Origin of the sequence: Nitrobacter sp. Nb-311A (assembly GCF_000152905.1) — a bacterium.
GTDB lineage: Bacteria > Pseudomonadota > Alphaproteobacteria > Rhizobiales > Xanthobacteraceae > Nitrobacter.
The window spans coordinates 279,536-292,614 of record NZ_CH672417.1 but is presented as its reverse complement, the minus strand read 5'-3'; the positions used below and the strand labels follow the sequence as shown (position 1 = coordinate 292,614).

General features: G+C 62.3%; 15 protein-coding genes and 1 tRNA gene. 5 read left to right on the top strand and 11 right to left on the bottom strand.

Annotated elements, in window-relative coordinates; genetic code table 11:
- The first annotated feature begins 11 nt into the window (after positions 1-11).
- Positions 12-590, top strand: coding sequence for a hypothetical protein (locus tag NB311A_RS12670; protein WP_009798970.1), 579 nt, complete (start codon positions 12-14; stop codon positions 588-590).
- 330 nt (positions 591-920) lie between these two features.
- On the opposite strand, the gene NB311A_RS12665 is transcribed toward NB311A_RS12670, so the two are convergent.
- From NB311A_RS12665 to NB311A_RS12650, 4 genes are all read right to left on the bottom strand, one after another.
- Positions 921-1,427 (bottom strand): tyrosine phosphatase family protein, encoded by a 507-nt coding sequence (locus NB311A_RS12665; RefSeq protein WP_009798969.1) that lies wholly within the window; start codon positions 1,425-1,427, stop codon positions 921-923.
- A gap of 121 nt (positions 1,428-1,548) precedes the next feature.
- The gene (locus NB311A_RS12660) at positions 1,549-2,160 is read right to left on the bottom strand and encodes a YfbR-like 5'-deoxynucleotidase (RefSeq protein WP_009798968.1); all 612 of its coding nucleotides are present in this window, start codon (positions 2,158-2,160) and stop codon (positions 1,549-1,551) included.
- Positions 2,157-2,783, bottom strand: a complete 627-nt coding sequence (locus tag NB311A_RS12655; RefSeq protein ID WP_009798967.1) for a DNA-3-methyladenine glycosylase I — start codon at positions 2,781-2,783, stop codon at positions 2,157-2,159. The genes NB311A_RS12660 and NB311A_RS12655 overlap by 4 nt, the downstream gene beginning before the upstream one ends.
- Positions 2,780-3,661: a folate-binding protein YgfZ gene (locus NB311A_RS12650; RefSeq protein WP_009798966.1), complete on the bottom strand. Its 882-nt coding sequence runs from the start codon at positions 3,659-3,661 to the stop codon at positions 2,780-2,782. Before NB311A_RS12650 ends, NB311A_RS12655 begins: the two co-directional genes overlap by 4 nt.
- Before the next feature lie 153 nt (positions 3,662-3,814).
- On the opposite strand from NB311A_RS12650, the gene NB311A_RS12645 reads away from it, so the two are divergent.
- Positions 3,815-5,155, top strand: coding sequence for a dihydroorotase (locus tag NB311A_RS12645; protein WP_009798965.1), 1,341 nt, complete (start codon positions 3,815-3,817; stop codon positions 5,153-5,155).
- Positions 5,156-5,233: 78 nt separating this feature from the next.
- Here NB311A_RS12645 and NB311A_RS12640 read toward each other — a convergent pair whose 3' ends face one another.
- The 4 genes from NB311A_RS12640 to NB311A_RS12625 form a co-directional block, all read right to left on the bottom strand.
- The gene (locus NB311A_RS12640; protein WP_009798964.1) at positions 5,234-5,500 is read right to left on the bottom strand and encodes a hypothetical protein; all 267 of its coding nucleotides are present in this window, start codon (positions 5,498-5,500) and stop codon (positions 5,234-5,236) included.
- A gap of 264 nt (positions 5,501-5,764) precedes the next feature.
- Positions 5,765-6,142, bottom strand: a complete 378-nt coding sequence (locus NB311A_RS12635) for a TIGR02301 family protein (RefSeq protein WP_040675205.1) — start codon at positions 6,140-6,142, stop codon at positions 5,765-5,767.
- A gap of 85 nt (positions 6,143-6,227) precedes the next feature.
- Positions 6,228-6,659 carry an NUDIX hydrolase gene (locus tag NB311A_RS12630; RefSeq protein ID WP_040675203.1) on the bottom strand — a complete coding sequence of 144 codons (432 nt, stop codon included), beginning with the start codon at positions 6,657-6,659 and terminating at the stop codon, positions 6,228-6,230.
- A gap of 100 nt (positions 6,660-6,759) precedes the next feature.
- Positions 6,760-7,272, bottom strand: coding sequence for a hypothetical protein (locus NB311A_RS12625; RefSeq protein WP_009798961.1), 513 nt, complete (start codon positions 7,270-7,272; stop codon positions 6,760-6,762).
- Positions 7,273-7,335: 63 nt separating this feature from the next.
- On the opposite strand from NB311A_RS12625, the gene NB311A_RS12620 reads away from it, so the two are divergent.
- Positions 7,336-8,103: an SOS response-associated peptidase gene (locus NB311A_RS12620; RefSeq protein WP_009798960.1), complete on the top strand. Its 768-nt coding sequence runs from the start codon at positions 7,336-7,338 to the stop codon at positions 8,101-8,103.
- Positions 8,104-8,175: 72 nt separating this feature from the next.
- Here NB311A_RS12620 and NB311A_RS12615 read toward each other — a convergent pair whose 3' ends face one another.
- Both NB311A_RS12615 and NB311A_RS12610 read right to left on the bottom strand, forming a co-directional pair.
- Positions 8,176-9,612 carry an FAD-binding oxidoreductase gene (locus NB311A_RS12615; RefSeq protein ID WP_009798959.1) on the bottom strand — a complete coding sequence of 479 codons (1,437 nt, stop codon included), beginning with the start codon at positions 9,610-9,612 and terminating at the stop codon, positions 8,176-8,178.
- Between the two features lie 13 nt (positions 9,613-9,625).
- Complete coding sequence (locus NB311A_RS12610) at positions 9,626-10,612, bottom strand: L-threonylcarbamoyladenylate synthase (RefSeq protein ID WP_040675201.1); 987 nt, start codon at positions 10,610-10,612, stop codon at positions 9,626-9,628.
- A gap of 68 nt (positions 10,613-10,680) precedes the next feature.
- Between NB311A_RS12610 and NB311A_RS12605 the strand changes: the two genes are divergently transcribed.
- Positions 10,681-10,757 (top strand) — tRNA-Pro (locus NB311A_RS12605).
- Between the two features lie 216 nt (positions 10,758-10,973).
- On the opposite strand, the gene NB311A_RS12600 is transcribed toward NB311A_RS12605, so the two are convergent.
- Entirely contained in the window at positions 10,974-11,909 is a 936-nt protein-coding gene (locus NB311A_RS12600) for a LysR family transcriptional regulator (RefSeq protein ID WP_009798957.1), read from the bottom strand.
- A 128-nt stretch (positions 11,910-12,037) separates the two neighbouring features.
- Here NB311A_RS12600 and NB311A_RS12595 point away from each other — a divergent pair, with 128 nt between their 5' ends.
- Positions 12,038-13,075 carry a class 1 fructose-bisphosphatase gene (locus NB311A_RS12595; protein WP_009798956.1) on the top strand — a complete coding sequence of 346 codons (1,038 nt, stop codon included), beginning with the start codon at positions 12,038-12,040 and terminating at the stop codon, positions 13,073-13,075.
- Positions 13,076-13,079 lie beyond the last annotated feature (4 nt).

Here is a 13,079-nt window from a genome sequence, read left to right as displayed (position 1 = left end):
GGAGTTGCAGTATGCTTGCGCGTTTCGTGTCAGGAGTCCTGGTTGCAGGTGCGATCGCCGCGCCGGCAATGGCCGGTCACCTCATGAATGCCAGCGAGGCCAAGCGGTTTGTGGCCGGCAAGGTTTTCGCGTTCACCTGCTTCGACGGGACCCGCGGCGCTGGCCGGGTGTTTGAGGACGGGGGCGCGGCCGGCGCGGTGCAGTTCAGCGGCGAAGGTCCGGTTCGCCACATGAGGCTGCCGGGCAATACGTTACAGGTGCGGGGCCAGGCTGTTTGCGCCTCGATCAAGGGTCTTCCGTTCGAACCGTGCTTCAATCTCGACAAGAAGAGCGAACGCAGCTTCCGCGGTTCGGTGTCCGGCATGGGCTTTGCGTATTGCGACTTCAACCATCAGGGCGGCAGGCAAATGTTGCTGGCGCGCGCTGCTGCGCGCCCGTATGCCCGCCGCAAGGCTTCGCGCACGGCCGATGCCTCGAACACGGAAGTGACCGCGCGTGTCGAAACCCCGCGGGTCGAGAGCGCCAGGCTTGAACCCGTCAAGCCGGCCAAGGTCGAAGGCGCCATGGAACTGCGCCGTTCCACCGAGTAAGTTCTGTAGACGCGCCGATCGCGCCAGGTCGATCGCTTTAGAGCATGATCCCGAAAAGTGAAAACCGGTTTTCGGAAAAGATCATGCTCGAACAAAAAGATATAAGCGATGAGTCTGATTCAACGCGGTTGAAAATAGGCTCTAGCCATCGTGGCCCGGTCTCACTCAAGCTGTCACAATCACACAGGATCGCGTCGCGACCAGACGCCCGTGAAGCATATTTAAGATGCTGATGCGGTTTGGACTGAAGGCACGATTCGTCGACAGAGGTTCGTGGGATCGATTCGATGCGAACAGGTCTTCCGCGTGAATCGTAATAGGGCTCTCTGATCATTCCAGATCGATGCGGAACGGTCGGCCTTCAATCGTCATGTCGCCGGGGCCCATCTCGTCGACCGCCCGCAGCATCCGTCCCTCGCGCCCAAGGGCTTTGTCTGCCAGCGCCACGATCAGGCGATTCGGCCGTGCGATCGGCGAAGCCGCGCGGATCTGACGGGCGATGGAGATTTCGTCGCGATGCGGGTTGAGCGCGCAGGCCGCGGTGAAAGCGCTTGCGCTCGACCGGCTGATTCCGGCGTAGCAATGCACGACCAGCGGCGCCTTGCGATCCCAGCCGCGCACGAAGGCGAGAAGTTGCAGGATATGGCCGTCGTTCGGCGCGACGAAACCGTCCGCGGGCGCGTCGATGTCATCCATCGACACCTTCAGGTGATTGGCTTCGAGAACGGACATCGGACGGCACACCTGATCGACATTGGCCATCACCGTCAGGATATGGCTTGCACCCGTGATTCTCACGGTTTCAGCAAGCGCGGCAAGCGAGCAGACGTGGATCATGGCGTTCCCGAATTTTCGGGGGATTATAGGCCGTCGCGTCTTGGGGCAAAAGGCGGTCCGCGAAAATGAAACACTGTGGCGCCCGGGTATTTGGAGCGGGATGCGGGGCGGAAAAGCCGCTTTAGCCGTGCAGACTCTGAAACCGCGCCAGGAACCGCTTCTCGGCCTTGCTTGCCGGCCACGGCATCAGATAGTCGTCGATCATCGCCGCCGGCAGGCCGGGATCGCTGCCGAACAGCCGCTTCGCCTCGGGCTCGGAGAAGCCTGCGAGATGGGTCGCTTCGAGATAGGCCGCGCCCATGTCGGCGGTCTTGATTTGCCGCTCGGTTTCTGCCGGCAGGACAGGCGGCAGCCCGAAGCGAATGTGGATCGCCGACAATAGCCGCTTTTCGACCGCCTTGTAGGAACCGCCGATCATCGCCTTGAACGGGGAGATCATGTCGCCGATGACATATTCCGGCGCGTCATGCAGCAGCGCCGCCAGCCGCACCCGGATATCGAGGCGCGGCGTATGCTCGCGCATCATGGCCTCGACCAGCAGCGTGTGCTGCGCGACGGAGAAGATGTGCGCGCCACGGGTCTGACCGTTCCATCGCGCGACGCGGGCGAGTCCGTGCGCGATATCCGCGATCTCGATGTCGAGCGGCGAGGGATCGAGCAGATCGAGCCGCCGGCCGGACAGCATCCGCTGCCAAGCGCGCGTCGCGGTTTTCGGGGCAGCCCGTGTCGTCATTTCGTCTTGGGGCGCGACTGGCGTGTCTGCCTGCCGCAGGTCTCATGGCAATGGCATGTCACCAGGTGGTCGTTGACCATGCCTGTTGCCTGCATGAACGCATAGACGATCGTAGGCCCGACGAATTTGAATCCGCGCGAAGCCAGTTCCTTCGATATCCTGACCGACAGCGGCGTCGAGGCCGGTATGGTCGCGGTGGTCTTGAACCGATTGACCTTCGGCTGGCCGTCCATGAAATCCCATAGCAGCGCGGAAAAACCCGGACCCTGCTCCATGATCCCGAGGTAGGACTTCGCGCTGGTGATGGCACCCTCGATTTTCGCCCGGTTACGCACGATGCCGGCGTCATTCATCAGCGCATGGACCTTCTTCTCGTTGTAGCGTGCGATGGTCTCTGGCAAGAAACCGTCGAAGGCGCGGCGGAAGTTGTCGCGCTTACGCAAAATCGTGATCCACGACAGACCGGCTTGAAAGCCGTCGAGGATAAGCTTTTCAAATAGCGCGCGGTCGTCATATTCGGGTATGCCCCATTCGGTGTCGTGATAGGCGAGGTAGAGCAGGTCGTCGCCGGGCCATGGACAGCGGGTGAGACCGTCGGCATGCAAGCGCGCGGATTGTGTCATGTGACGGTATTCTTCGCCGGTAGCTTCAGGTCATCCGGTTCGGCGACATGGATTGGAATGTCCCCCGCCGTCAACGGAATCCCGGCTTCGATCGCGTCGGCGGCGCGATCCAGCCGCAGCAGCGCAAGACCCTGGTCCGCGGCTGACGAACCCATGGTGCCCACGGCCTTCTCCCCCGCGACCACAGCCGTTCCTGGTTCGGGCGCGCCTGCATCCAGCCGCACGCGCACAATCCGGCTGCGCGCGGTGCCGCGATGCTCCATGCGCGAAACCACTTCCTGACCGACATAGCAACCCTTGTCGAAATCGACGCCGTGCAGCCGGTCCATATTGGCTTCATGCGGAAAGGCGTCGCCGAACTTGAAATCGTTGCCGCCGCTCGGTATCCCGGCTGCGATGCGGTGAGCCTCATAGTCGGCGCTTTCAACCAGTTCGGCGCCGATCACAGTGGCCGCTCTGCCCGCGAGTTCCTCCGGCGCGAGAATGCGCCAGCCGAGCTTGTCGCTTCGCGGATCGGCGAAGGTCAGGTCGGGGTGCATGGCGGGTTCGCCGTCCCAGGCCGCCAGTACGCCGAGCTTGCCCGAAAGATTTTCGACCGTGACCTTGGCGCGCAGCTTGTAAAAGCCGAGCTTGGTGGCGAGCGGTTGCGCCAGCGCCAACGGGCAGTCAATGAGAAAGCCGCCGCCGTGACCCGGCTGCGCTTCGGTGATGAGGAAATCGAAGATGATCTTTCCCTGTGGCGTCAGCAGCGCGCCAAACCGGCCGAGCCCGGGCTGGACCTTGGTCACATCGGTGGTCACGAGACCGTTGAGAAAATTACGTGCGTCGTCGCCGATGACCTTGACCACGCCCCGGTCGGGAAGAAACGCTGCTTTCATGACACCTTCTCTTGGCCGGCTATCGTTGGTTTAGCGAGTTTTTGCGCAGTGTCCCGGACAAGCCTGCGTGCCGGATTTCGCTTTCGGAACGTAAGCCGCTAAGGTGCCGGCAACAAGGTCCGTGCCCGGCGCACGGAAAAGCTTTCGGGAACGATGACCAAAACATTTGATGTGATTCTGAGATCCGGCGCCATCGTCAATCAAGACGGCGAGGGGGTCGGCGACATCGGCGTTTCGGGCGGTCGCATCGCCGAGATCGGCGGGCTTGGCCAGGCCGATGCCGGGGAGGTGATCGACTGCCGGGGGCTTCATATTCTGCCCGGCGTGATCGACACCCAGGTGCATTTTCGTGAGCCGGGACTGACGCACAAGGAGGACCTCGAAACCGGCTCGCGCAGTGCGGCGATGGGCGGGGTGACCGCGGTGTTCGAGATGCCGAACACCAATCCTCTGACAGTCACGGCGGAGACTTTCGCCGCGAAGATGAAGGCTGCGCATCATCGGATGCATTGCGACTTCGCCTTCTTCATCGGCGGCACCCGCGAGAATGTGCAGGATCTGCCCGAACTGGAACGCGCGCCGGGCTGCGCCGGCGTCAAGGTGTTCGTCGGATCGTCCACAGGTGCGCTGCTGGTCGAGGATGACGACAGTTTGCGGAAAATCTTCAACGTGATCCGCCGCCGCGCCGCATTTCACGCCGAGGACGAATACCGCCTCAATGAACGCAAGGGGTTGCGGATCGAAGGCGATCCGCGCTCGCATCCGGTGTGGCGCGACGAGACCGCCGCGCTGTTGGCGACGCAGCGGCTGGTCACCCTGGCCCGCCAGACCGGAAAGCGCATTCATGTGCTGCATATTTCGACCCGCCAGGAGATCGAATATCTTCGCGACCACAAGGATGTGGCCTCCTGCGAAGCGACACCGCACCACCTGACCATGGCAGCGCCCGAATGCTATGAGCGGCTCGGCACGCTGGCGCAGATGAATCCGCCGGTGCGCGATGCCGCTCATCGCTCCGGGATATGGAAAGGCATCGAGCAGGGCATTATCGACGTGCTCGGCTCCGATCACGCGCCGCACACTCTGGAAGAGAAGCAAAAGACCTATCCCGCCTCGCCATCGGGCATGACCGGCGTGCAGACGCTGGTGCCCTTGATGCTGGATCACGTCAGCTCGGACCGCCTGTCGCTGGCGCGCTTTGTCGATCTCACCAGCGCCGGTCCGGCGCGGCTGTTCAACATTGCTTGCAAGGGACGGATCGCGGCCGGCTTTGATGCCGATTTCACTGTGGTCGATCTCAAGCGGACGGAAACGATCACCAACAAGTGGGTGGCCTCGCGCGCGGGCTGGACGCCTTATGACGGGGTTGAGGTGACGGGCTGGCCGGTCGGCACGTTCGTGCGCGGCCGCCGCGTGATGTGGCAGGGAGAGCTGGCGACCGCATCCACCGGTGAGCCGGTGCGTTTCCTGGAGACGCTGAAGCCCGGATCATGAACGTGGACCGTGAAATGGTTTTTGCGGTCTAGATCCGCTTCAACTGCGTTGAATCGGCTCCCGATGGCCGGAAGCGGCTTATTGCTTCGCCAGCGTGATCGAGAATTCGCCGTTGCGGATACGGCCAGCGAGGCCCTCGACGAAGGTCGCTACGGCATCCTCGCCATAGGTGCCGACGAGTTCGGCAAAGGCGGCAAACAGGCTGGCCTGCGCCAGACAGTCGCCGTCGACGCCGTCATGGCGAGCGTCGGCCCAGGCTTCGTTGAGATAGCTCAGGGCAGCCTGCTTCTGCTCCTGATCGGCAAACGAATGGCGGGCCGGGCTGAATGCAAATGGCGGTCGCATGAAAATTCCGAATACGTCTGACGAGGCGAAGCGCTCAACGTCCGTGGGTTTAGCATGCGAATCGGCACCGGACAGCCAGTTCTTTAGGAAAGGTTAACGCCTCTTTTTGCATTTGAGACGGGTTTCGGAAAAATACCAAGGGCGACGTCCGGAATGTGCGGCAAGCCGGCTTTATAGCGTTTTCGAGCGAAGTGGATACCGGGTTCGCGCGTCAAATCAATCTCATTGAGCCTCGCTTCTGACTCCCTCAGAAGCGAGAAGGCGCTAGTTAGCGTATCTGGCGGTCAGGTCGCGGGAAATTTTCGCACCTTCCTCGATATACCGACGGATGGCCACATTCGCGGCGGGCGTGCAGGCCCGGTAGGTCTGCTGGAACCAGGTATAGCCGCGATTGAAGGCTGCGATCATCCTGGCGCGGCGTTCGCCCGTAGGCGTTTCGGCGTCGATCAGGGCCTGCATTTCATTGCGCCATTTTGCGCCGTCATGGGCGGCGCAGATGTCGCGAAGATAGTGCAGTGTGCCGAGGATTTCGGCCAGCCGTTGCAGATCCGCGTCAAAGGGCGCGGCTCCGTCCTGCGCGCGCGCGGGCGGTGCGCCGCAGACGGCGGCCGCCAGAACGATCGCTAAAACCGATTTGCGCATAAAGAGGCCCAGATTCGCCGTGATATGCCTCTTCAATGCGATGGAAGCAAGGCGGGGCAATTTGCGCAGGGCCATCCAACCCGGTTCAAGCTCCGACGAGCCGGCATGCGGTGTCGATGATGGGTTGCAGACCTTCGGTCAGCCGCAATTCGCCCGGCCATTCCGGGGCGACCCAACTGAAGGCGTCGAGTTCGTCGTTCAGGACGGGCTCGCCTGCGATCCAGCGGGCTGCGAACGACAACACGATGTAATGCGCGTCGCCGGGCCGGGCCGGCATCACCTCCCGCCAGCCCGCCAGCCCGGCGATCTCGACCGTGAGCCCGGTCTCCTCCAGAACCTCGCGATGCAGCGCGGCGACGATTGTCTCGCCGAACGCGATGCACCCGCCGGGCAGCGAGTGCAGGCCCTTGCCTGGCGACCGCGCGCGTCGCACCAGCAGAACCTTGCCGTCGCGGAAGATCGCGGCGCTGACGGCGAGCTGCGGAGTTTGGAGACTCGCGGACAGAATCGGCGGCATCAGAGCATGATCCCGAAAAGTGGAAACCGGTTTTCGGATAAGATCATGCTCGATCAAAAAGTTAAGGCTAGAGTCTGATTCGACGCAGTTGAATCAGACTCTAGTGATTCATGATGTAATCGATGTCGGTTTCGCCGCCCTGACCATTGATAATGCCGCCGGCCCGCATGACCATCGGCTTGATCCAGCCGACTGCCTGGGTCGCAAGCGCGGCGCGGGTCTCGTGCCGGTGAACGTCCTTCGTCGCGGAAGCCACCGCGGTCAGGATGGACGTCATCGTGATGGTCAGTCTATCGAATTCGGCGCGAATGTCGGGGGGCGCGTTTTCATAAGCCTCGATCGCCTGCTCGCGCGCCTTGAAACCGGACGCCATGAAATGCTCCCGGTAGGTCAGGGGCCGCCAGTTCAGGAAATCCTCCACGCAATCCGGCATGTCCGGGATCATTTCGAGCAGCATGATGGCTTCGTTGAAATGATTGAGATAGTCCGTCGCAAGGCCGCTTTTCGGATTGATATTGGCGGCGGCCAGAGCGGCGGCGCTGTCCGCCCTGTTCTGGTCGGTTTGCGTCGCGGCTGCCGGAGAGAAGGATGATTCGTCGGCTTGGGGTGTCATTGGTCCCAGTGTTGGACTTCGATATTAAAACGGATTGAATGTCGCATCTGTTGGGACGATGAAATGTGCGGACGCTACGTGATCTTGTCGCCACCGGAGGCGTTGCGTCAGGTTTTCGGCTACGCCGAACAGCCGAATTTCCCGCCGCGGTACAATATTGCGCCCACTCAGCCGGCTCCTGTCGTCATCCTCGAAAACGGAGGCCGGCATTTTCGTCTGATGCGGTGGGGTCTGATTCCGGTCTGGGTCAAGGACCCCCGGCAGTCTGCGCTTCTCATTAATGCCCGCGCCGAGACAGTGCTGGACAAGCCTTCTTTCAAGAATGCGATGAAACGGCGCCGCTGCCTGCTCCCGGCCGACGGCTATTACGAATGGCGCCAATCGGTGGAGCGAAAGCGTCCGTTCTTCGTCCGGCCACGCAATGGCGGGCTGATGGCGTTCGCGGGGCTTGCCGAGACCTGGGTCGGGCCGAACGGCGAGGAGCTTGATACGGTCGCCATCATCACCACGGCGGCGCGCGGCGATCTCGCGACCTTGCATCCGCGCGTGCCGGTGACGATCGCCCCTGCGGATCACGCGCGCTGGCTCGACGGCGACGCCCTCGAGTCCCGAAAAGCTGCGATGTTGCTGCGCGCGCCGGAAAACGGTGAATTCGCCTGGCATGAGGTGTCGGCGCGCGTGAATCAGGTCGTCAACGACGATCAGCAATTGATGATGCCGGTCTCGGCAGAGGAGCTGCAGAACGAGGCGAAGCAGGCCGCAAGGAAGCCGGCAGCCCGCAAGGCTGCGCCTGAAATCCCAAGGGACGATGGTCAGGGCTCGCTGTTCTAACGGTTGGAGCAGATTTGGTTCAGACGGAATAGGCAGCGCCGTCATGCCCGCGCTCGTCGCGGGCAGATGTCATCATAGCACCTTGCCCGGATTCATGATGCCGAGAGGGTCGAACAGCGCCTTGATGCCGCGCATCACTTCGATTGCCGTCTTATCCTTCACGCGGGGCAAATCGTCGCGCTTCAGCACGCCGATCCCATGCTCGGCGGAAATCGAGCCGCCCATCCGCAGCGCGATGGCGAAGACGACGGCATTGACCTCCCGCCACCGGGCGAGAAATTCCTCTGTCGTCATCCCGCTCACGGGCTGGCTGACGTTGTAGTGGATATTGCCGTCGCCAAGATGGCCGAACGGGACCGGGCGTGCGTCCGGAATCAGCCTTGCCACGGCGGCATCGGCCTCGGCGATGAAGGCAGGCACGGCGGCGACTGGCACGGAGATATCGTGCTTGATCGAGCCGCCCTCCCGCTTCTGTGCCGGCGGGATCGTCTCGCGCAGCTTCCAGAACGCCGCGCGTTGCTGAAGGTTGGCCGCGATTGCCGCATCCTCGATGCAGCCGCTCTTCATGCTCCGCTCAAGGATGGCCTCGACCGTCGCCGCCGCATTGTCACCCGGGGACGAGACCTCCATCAACACGTACCAGGGATGGCGGCGGGTGAGCGGATCGCGGACGCCAACGCCGTGCCTGACGCATATGTCGACGCAGATCTTTGCAAGGAGTTCAAAGCTTGTCAGGCTGCCGGCGGCTTCAGCTTGGGAAATCGCGAGCAGCTTCAAGGCATCGGACGGTTCTCTCAGACCGACAAAAGCGGTTTGCACCGAGCGCGGCTTTGAGAACAGCTTGACGACCACGGCGGTGATGATGCCGAGGGTGCCTTCGGCGCCGATGAAGAGGTTGCGCAGGTCGTAGCCGGTATTGTCCTTTTTCAGCTTGGACAAGCCGTGGAGGATGCGCCCGTCGGCCAGCACCACCTCGAGACCGAGCGCCATGTCGCGCGCCACACCGTACGCCAGCGCGCCGGTGCCGCCGGCATTGGTCGAGAGATTGCCGCCGATGGTGCAGCTTCCTTCCGCGCCGAGCGACAAGGGGAAGAAACGGCCGGCCTCATCCGCGCGCCGCTGGATGGTCTGCAGGATAGCGCCGGCCTCGACCGTCATCGTATTGGAGGCGGTATCGACTTCGCGGATTCTGTCCATCCGCCGCATCGACACCACGACCTCGCCGTTGTGCGGGATTTGTCCGCCGACGAGACCGGTGTTGCCGCCCTGCGGCACCAGCGCGATCCGGTATTCACTTGCGAGCTTGCAGATCGCCGAGACCTCCGCCGTCGATGCGGGACGCAGCACCAGCGGCGAGCGGCCATGAAACAAGTTGCGCGCCTCCGTGAGATATGGCGCCAGTTCGTCGGCGTCAGTCACCGCATATCTGTCGCCAACGATGTCGGCGAGGCGCGCGATCAGATCGGGCGATAGCGGCGGCTGCGCGGATTTTGGCGGAGCGATCGTCATGGGGCGGCGCCGATCAGCCCTGCGGCACGGCGGCGCGGCGCAGCCGATCGTTGATGGCTTCTCCGAGTCCCTCGTCGGGAACGGGCATCACCGCGATGGTCCGCACGCCGCTGGCATCAAGGGCGCGAAGACAGCCGAACAGATTGGCTGCGGCCTCCTCAAGATCACGGCGTTCGGACAGGTTCATGACGGCGACCGCGGCGTCGATGCCCGACAAATCGGCCGGACCGAATGCCAGCAGCGCCTCGCCGCGCGCCAGGTTCACAGCGTTGAGCCGCACCTTCGCGCGTGGTGCATAGTGCGAGGCCAGCATCCCCGACGCTCGCGGTTGTCCGTCGGCCGCTCCGGGATCCGGCGAGGCCAAAGTGCGGCCCAGCACGCGCTCGATATCGGCGCGCGAAATTCCGCCGGGCCGCAGCAATGTCGGCCGGTCAAAACAGCCGACGATGGTGGATTCGATGCCGACCTCGACCGGTCCGCCGTCGACGATGAGATCAATCCGCCCCGCGAGGTCGCTTTGCACATGCGCCGCCGTCGTCGGGGAAACGTGGCCCGACAGGTTGGCGGACGGCGCGACGACCGCACCGCCGAACCCGCGCAGGATGGCGCGCGCCACCGGATGGGCGGGAACTCGCAATGCAATGGTGTCGAGGCCCGCGGTGGCGAGATCGGCGACCGGGCATTGCGCGCTCTTCGGCAGCACCAGCGTCAGCGGGCCCGGCCAGAACGCGTCGGCGAGCGCGAGGGCGATTGCATTGAACCGGGCGATCCGTTGAGCGGCCGCAAGATCGCTGACATGCGCGATCAGCGGATTGAACGCGGGTCTGCCCTTGGCCCGGTAGAGCCGCGCGATCGCCTCTGCATTGGCGGCGTCGGCGCCGAGGCCGTAAACCGTCTCCGTGGGGAACGCGACAAGCCCGCCATCTCGAAGGAGCCGCGCAGCAGTCGCCGCCGCGGCCTCGCCGGCCAGTTGTATCTGCGTTGTGAGGTCCACGGTCATGGGATGTTCGGTTCTTGTTTTCAGCTTCTTGCGGTACGCGAAACCCAAGGTTATAAGCCGCGTCTTGTCGGAGTGTGGCTCAGCCCGGTAGAGCACTGCGTTCGGGACGCAGGGGTCGCAGGTTCAAATCCTGCCACTCCGACCATTATTTCAATGACTTATAATTTCGATGCGTCAGCCGCGCAACGCAACGCGCGACGAATTGACCCCTCATGCGTGCTTCGGCCATATGCTAGGCGCTTATGCTCGTTTACGCCGGACCGCTTGTCTTGCCGCGCGGCCGCGAGATTCTGGCATGTATGTTCCTGTTTCAGTGCCCTGTTATGCGTCGGCGGCGGGCTATTCGCCTGGCAGGCTCAGCTCAGCCGCGACCGATCGGCGCTTTCGGAAGGAACTGCTTGCCGTTCGCGATCAGGAAATCGAGCATTTCCTGCGCTGGAGGAAGCAACACCTTGTCTTTCCTCCTGACGACAAACCATTGCCTGATAATCGGAAGACCGGCGATATCCAGCGTGATCATCCGGCCTTCCTTAAGTTCGACGGCCACGGTGTGCGCCGAGATGAAAGCGATTCCAAGACCGGCGATCACTGCCTGCTTGATGGTCTCGTTGCTGCTCATCTCCATGCCGATCTGCGGCTCAAGATTGCTGCTTTCAAAAAACTGTTCCATGAGGAATCGAGTACCCGAGCCCGGCTTGCGGGAAAGGAACTTTTCGTGCGCCAGATCGACCGCCGTAAGTCCGGACGCGTTTGCGAGCCGGTGTCCTGCCGGCGCGATGACGACATGGGGGTGGTCGCCGATCAGATGCCTGTCCAGTTCGATATCGGGAGGGGGGTGGCCCATGATTGCAAAATCGAGCGCATAGCTGCGCAAGGCCTGACGTATGTCCTGGCGATTGACGATCGTCAGACTGATGTCCATTCCCGGATGAAGTTTCGAAAAGGCCGAAATCGCAAAAGGGACAAAATACTTTGCCGTACTCACAGCGCCGATCGATATGCGCCCGCCAGTTCGACCGGTAATCATATCGAGCGAGGTCGCGCAGCTTTCGATCGCAGCTTCGATGCGCTCGAAAAGCGTGTACAATTCCTGCCCGGCAGGGGTAAGAACCATGCCATCGCTGGTTCGCTGAAGCAGCGGCAGTCCGCAGAGTTGCTGAAGATTACGCAATTGCAGCGTAACCGCGGGTTGGGTCAAATTCAGTTTGTTTGCGGCGGCAGTAACGCTACCTCCAGCCGCGACCGATGCCAAAGCACGAAGCTGCCGAATTGTGACGTCGCGAAGCTTCGTGATCATATAAGGAAAATTTTGCCTCGATGAAGGATATTGAAATTGTACTTATTACATGCAACGAGTCAATTCTCGCAATGCTCTGGAAAGCGGCAAATCGGCTGTTTGGAGGTTGCGGCCGAGGGGGAGTCTGAATGAGTCAAGTGCTGACACTGCAGGAAAGGATGGAGGGCGAGGCGGGATCGGATCCACTTCGCCAGGCAGTGAAGGAAGCGGTAGCTGCGCTCGCGCAGGCTGCGGTCGATATTTCCGATTTGACTTGCCGCGGCGCGCTGGCCGGGATCACCGGTCAGGCACAAGGTCGCAACACCGACGGAGACGTTCAAAAGGATCTCGACGTTCGCGCCGATCAGATTATTCGCGACGCTCTCGGCAAGCTGCCGATCGCAGCGCTTGCCTCCGAGGAAATGGCGGATCTAGATATTTTGAATCCGGGCGCGCCGATCTGCGTCGCATTCGATCCGTTGGACGGTTCGTCGAACATCAACACCAACATGTCGGTAGGTACGATTTTTTCGATCATGCCGACGCCCTCCGATGTCAACGCTGCGTTCAAGCAGGCCGGAAGTGCGCAGCTTGCGGCCGGTTTCGTTGTCTACGGCCCGCAGACCTCTCTCGTTCTTACGCTTGGGCGGGGTGTCGACATCTTTACGCTTGACCGGGTCGACAGGGTATTCAAGCTCACCGGATCGACAGTGCAGATTCCGGCAGAGGCAACCGAGTTCGCGATCAACGCATCGAACAGGCGGCACTGGGACCTGCCGGTTCGCGCCTATATCGACGAATGTCTTGCGGGAGCCGATGGCCCCGGCGGCAAGAATTTCAACATGCGCTGGATCGGCTCGCTCGTCGCGGAGGCTTTCCGTATTCTCATTCGCGGCGGCATTTTCCTCTATCCCGGAGACGCCCGGGACGGTTATGAGGAGGGACGCCTGCGCCTGGTTTACGAGGCGCATCCGATGGCTTTCATCGTCGAGCAGGCGGGCGGCGGCGCTTCAACCGGACGCAAGCGGGTTCTCGATATCGTGCCCGATAGCCTTCATCAGCGAGTCCCGCTAATCATGGGTTCGATCAAGAACGTCCAGCGGCTCGAACATATGCATACGGTCCCCGACGTCGCCCTTGAAGCGAATGCGCCGTTGTTCGGGAATCGTGGTCTGTTTCGCGTTTGAGGGG

Coding starts and splice junctions, on each gene's coding strand:
- NB311A_RS12670 (WP_009798970.1), top strand. CDS start 12: ATGCTTGCGCGTTTCGTGTCAGGAGTCCTGGTTGCAGGTGCGATCGCC.
- NB311A_RS12665 (WP_009798969.1), bottom strand. CDS start 1,427: ATGATCCACGTCTGCTCGCTTGCCGCGCTTGCTGAAACCGTGAGAATC.
- NB311A_RS12660 (WP_009798968.1), bottom strand. CDS start 2,160: ATGACGACACGGGCTGCCCCGAAAACCGCGACGCGCGCTTGGCAGCGG.
- NB311A_RS12655 (WP_009798967.1), bottom strand. CDS start 2,783: ATGACACAATCCGCGCGCTTGCATGCCGACGGTCTCACCCGCTGTCCA.
- NB311A_RS12650 (WP_009798966.1), bottom strand. CDS start 3,661: ATGAAAGCAGCGTTTCTTCCCGACCGGGGCGTGGTCAAGGTCATCGGC.
- NB311A_RS12645 (WP_009798965.1), top strand. CDS start 3,815: ATGACCAAAACATTTGATGTGATTCTGAGATCCGGCGCCATCGTCAAT.
- NB311A_RS12640 (WP_009798964.1), bottom strand. CDS start 5,500: ATGCGACCGCCATTTGCATTCAGCCCGGCCCGCCATTCGTTTGCCGAT.
- NB311A_RS12635 (WP_040675205.1), bottom strand. CDS start 6,142: ATGCGCAAATCGGTTTTAGCGATCGTTCTGGCGGCCGCCGTCTGCGGC.
- NB311A_RS12630 (WP_040675203.1), bottom strand. CDS start 6,659: ATGCCGCCGATTCTGTCCGCGAGTCTCCAAACTCCGCAGCTCGCCGTC.
- NB311A_RS12625 (WP_009798961.1), bottom strand. CDS start 7,272: ATGACACCCCAAGCCGACGAATCATCCTTCTCTCCGGCAGCCGCGACG.
- NB311A_RS12620 (WP_009798960.1), top strand. CDS start 7,336: ATGTGCGGACGCTACGTGATCTTGTCGCCACCGGAGGCGTTGCGTCAG.
- NB311A_RS12615 (WP_009798959.1), bottom strand. CDS start 9,612: ATGACGATCGCTCCGCCAAAATCCGCGCAGCCGCCGCTATCGCCCGAT.
- NB311A_RS12610 (WP_040675201.1), bottom strand. CDS start 10,612: ATGACCGTGGACCTCACAACGCAGATACAACTGGCCGGCGAGGCCGCG.
- NB311A_RS12600 (WP_009798957.1), bottom strand. CDS start 11,909: ATGATCACGAAGCTTCGCGACGTCACAATTCGGCAGCTTCGTGCTTTG.
- NB311A_RS12595 (WP_009798956.1), top strand. CDS start 12,038: ATGAGTCAAGTGCTGACACTGCAGGAAAGGATGGAGGGCGAGGCGGGA.